The following is a 3,204-nucleotide window of genomic DNA, read 5'->3' on the forward strand; positions in this document are numbered from 1 at the left end:
TTTGGTTTTACTGGGATTAAGAGATCTTTAAAAAAGTGAAGAGTAGTAGGTAGAGAAGAAGTTAAATTGATAATAATAATAAAAGCACAGAGAGATACTAAGGCTATAGGATCAAGTGAGGAAGTGCACGAGGTGGATGCCTTGGCAATCACAGGCGATGAAGGACGTGGTAGGCTGCGAAAAACCTTGGCGAGCTGTCAGCGAGCGTAGAGTCAGGGGTGTCCGAATGGGGGAACCCGGCGTGCGATGAGTGCGTCACCAGTGTTTGAATAAATAGGATACTGGAGCGAACCTGGGGAACTGAAACATCTAAGTACCCGGAGGAAAAGAAATCAATTGAGATTCCCTGAGTAGTGGCGAGCGGAAGGGGAGGAGCCTGTACGAGTTAGCGCGATAGTGAGTAGAACGATTTGGGAAAATCGGCGATAAGGGGTGATAGTCCCGTATACGGAAGCTATTGAGTGGGACTGGGCGTACGACAAGTAGGGCGGGGCACGAGAAACCCTGTTTGAAGATGGGGGGACCATCCTCCAAGGCTAAATACTAGTGATTGACCGATAGAGAACAAGTACCGTGAGGGAAAGGTGAAAAGAACCCCGGGAGGGGAGTGAAATAGAATCTGAAACCGCGTGCATACAAACAGTAGGAGCCGAGAGGTGACTGCGTACCTTTTGTATAATGGGTCAGCGAGTTACATTTACTGGCGAGCTTAACCTGATGGGTAGGCGTAGCGAAAGCGAGTTTTAATAGAGCGTAAGTCTGTAGATGTAGACCCGAAACCGGATGATCTATCCATGTCCAGGGTGAAGGTTGGGTAAAGCCAATTGGAGGCCCGAACCCACTACTGTTGCAAAAGTAGGGGATGAGGTGTGGATAGGGGTGAAAGGCCAAACAAATCCGGAGATAGCTGGTTCTCCCCGAAAACTATTGAGGTAGTGCCTTACGTGATGATTATCTGGGGTAGAGCACTGTAATGGTGGTGGGGGTCATTGAGACTTACTGCGCCATAGCAAACTCCGAATACGGATAATTTAGCGTAGGAGACAGTCTCAGGGTGCTAACGTTCTGGGACGAGAGGGAAACAACCCGGACCGCCAGCTAAGGTCCCGAATAGTGGTTAAGTGTGAAACGAGGTGGGAAGGCAGAGACAGCCAGGAGGTTGGCTTAGAAGCAGCCATCCTTTGAAGAAAGCGTAATAGCTCACTGGTCGAGTCGTCCTGCGCGGAAGATGTAAGGGGGCTATAACCATTAACCGAAGCTGTGGGTGTGCAGGGAGAGATTTCTGCATGTGGTAGGGGAGCGTTCTGTAGGCTGAAGAAGGTGTGCTGTGAGGCGTGCTGGAGGTATCAGAAGTGCGAATGCTGACATGAGTAGCGAAGAAGGGGGTGAGAGGCCCCCTCGCCGGAAGCCCAAGGTTTCCTGCGCGACGTTAATCGTCGCAGGGTGAGTCGGATCCTAAGGCGAGGCTGAGAGGCGTAGTCGATGGTTGACGGGTTAATATTCCCGTACCGATGTTAGTAGTGATGTGGGGACGGAGAAAGCTATACCATCTGGGTGTTGGAATACCCAGTTTAAGCTTGAGGGTTAGCTAGTCAGGGAAATCCGGCTGGTGATGCTGAGGGGTGAATACGAGTGGCTGAGAGGTCACGAAGTGGTAGATGCTAAGCTTCCAGGAAAAGCCACTAAGCGTTGATCTAACGTTGACCGTACCGCAAACCGACACAGGTGGGCAGGAAGAGAATTCTAAGGCGATTGAGAGAACTCAGGAGAAGGAACTAGGCAAAATAGCACCGTAACTTAGGGAGAAGGTGTACCCCGAGGAGGTGAGAGTTGAACGACTGGAGCCGTAAGGGGTTGCAATAACCAGGTGGCTGCGACTGTTTAATAAAAACATAGCACTCTGCGAACACGTAAGTGGAAGTATAGGGTGTGACGCCTGCCCGGTGCCGGAAGGTTAAATGAGGAGGTGAGAGCCTTTGATTGAAGCCCCGGTAAACGGCGGCCGTAACTATAACGGTCCTAAGGTAGCGAAATTCCTTGTCGGGTAAGTTCCGACCTGCACGAATGGCGTAACGATGGCCACGCTGTCTCCTCCTGAGGCTCAGCGAAATTGAAGTGGTTGTGAAGATGCAATCTACCTGCGGCTAGACGGAAAGACCCCATGAACCTTTACTGTAGCTTTGTACTGAGCTTTGAGCCGGTTTGTGTAGGATAGGTGGGAGGCTAGGAAGGCTGTGCGCAAGTGTGGCTGGAGTCGATGTTGAAATACCACTCTGACTTGTTTGAGGTTCTAACCTTGGGCTATTGACTAGTTTGGGGACAGTGCATGGTGGGCAGTTTGACTGGGGCGGTCTCCTCCCAAAGAGTAACGGAGGAGTGCGAAGGTACGCTTGGTGCGGTCGGAAATCGTGCCTAAAGTGCAAGGGCGTAAGCGTGCTTGACTGTGAGACTGACAGGTCGATCAGGTGCGAAAGCAGGTCCTAGTGATCCGGTGGTACTGAATGGAAGGGCCATCGCTCAACGGATAAAAGGTACTCTGGGGATAACAGGCTAATTCCGCCCAAGAGTTCGTATCGACGGCGGAGTTTGGCACCTCGATGTCGGCTCATCACATCCTGGGGCTGAAGCAGGTCCCAAGGGTATGGCTGTTCGCCATTTAAAGTGGTACGTGAGCTGGGTTTAAAACGTCGTGAGACAGTTTGGTCCCTATCTGCCGTAGGCGAAGGAAGTTTGAGGGGGGCTGCTCCTAGTACGAGAGGACCGGAGTGGACGTACCGCTGGTGTGCCGGTTGTATCGCCAGATGCATAGCCGGGTAGCTAAGTACGGGAGGGATAACCGCTGAAAGCATCTAAGCGGGAAGCTTGCCCCGAGATAAGACATCCCAGAGAGGAGACTTTCTCTGAAGGGTCGTTTTAGACTAAGACGTTGATAGGCTGGGTGTGTAAGCGCAGTAATGCGTTGAGCTAACCAGTACTAATTACCCGTGAGGCTTGATCCTATAGTGTTAGTGTCTCTGTGTTGCTTGCTACTCTTTTTAAGTTTCGTGGTCATAGCGTGGTGGTCCCACACCTTCCCATTTCGAACAGGATAGTGAAACGCCAAAGCGCCGATGATAGTTATTTAACTATAGCGAAAGTAGGACGCCGCGAAACTTTTTAATGCATGGAGGGGCTTACGCCCCTCTTTTGTTTTAATGCTACAAT

Annotated in this window: 2 rRNA genes; both read left to right on the top strand. The window is 51.1% G+C overall.

The annotated features are described in order from the left end of the window. Positions 1–109 precede the first annotated feature (109 nt). A 23S ribosomal RNA gene (locus A6733_RS08085) occupies positions 110–2,999 on the top strand. 41 nt (positions 3,000–3,040) lie between these two features. Further along, positions 3,041–3,153: ribosomal RNA gene (rrf, locus tag A6733_RS08090) — 5S ribosomal RNA — on the top strand. Positions 3,154–3,204 lie beyond the last annotated feature (51 nt).

It is taken from the genome of Candidatus Ichthyocystis sparus, from assembly GCF_900078745.1.
GTDB classification, from domain to species: Bacteria; Pseudomonadota; Gammaproteobacteria; order Burkholderiales; family 2013Ark19i; genus Ichthyocystis; species Ichthyocystis sparus.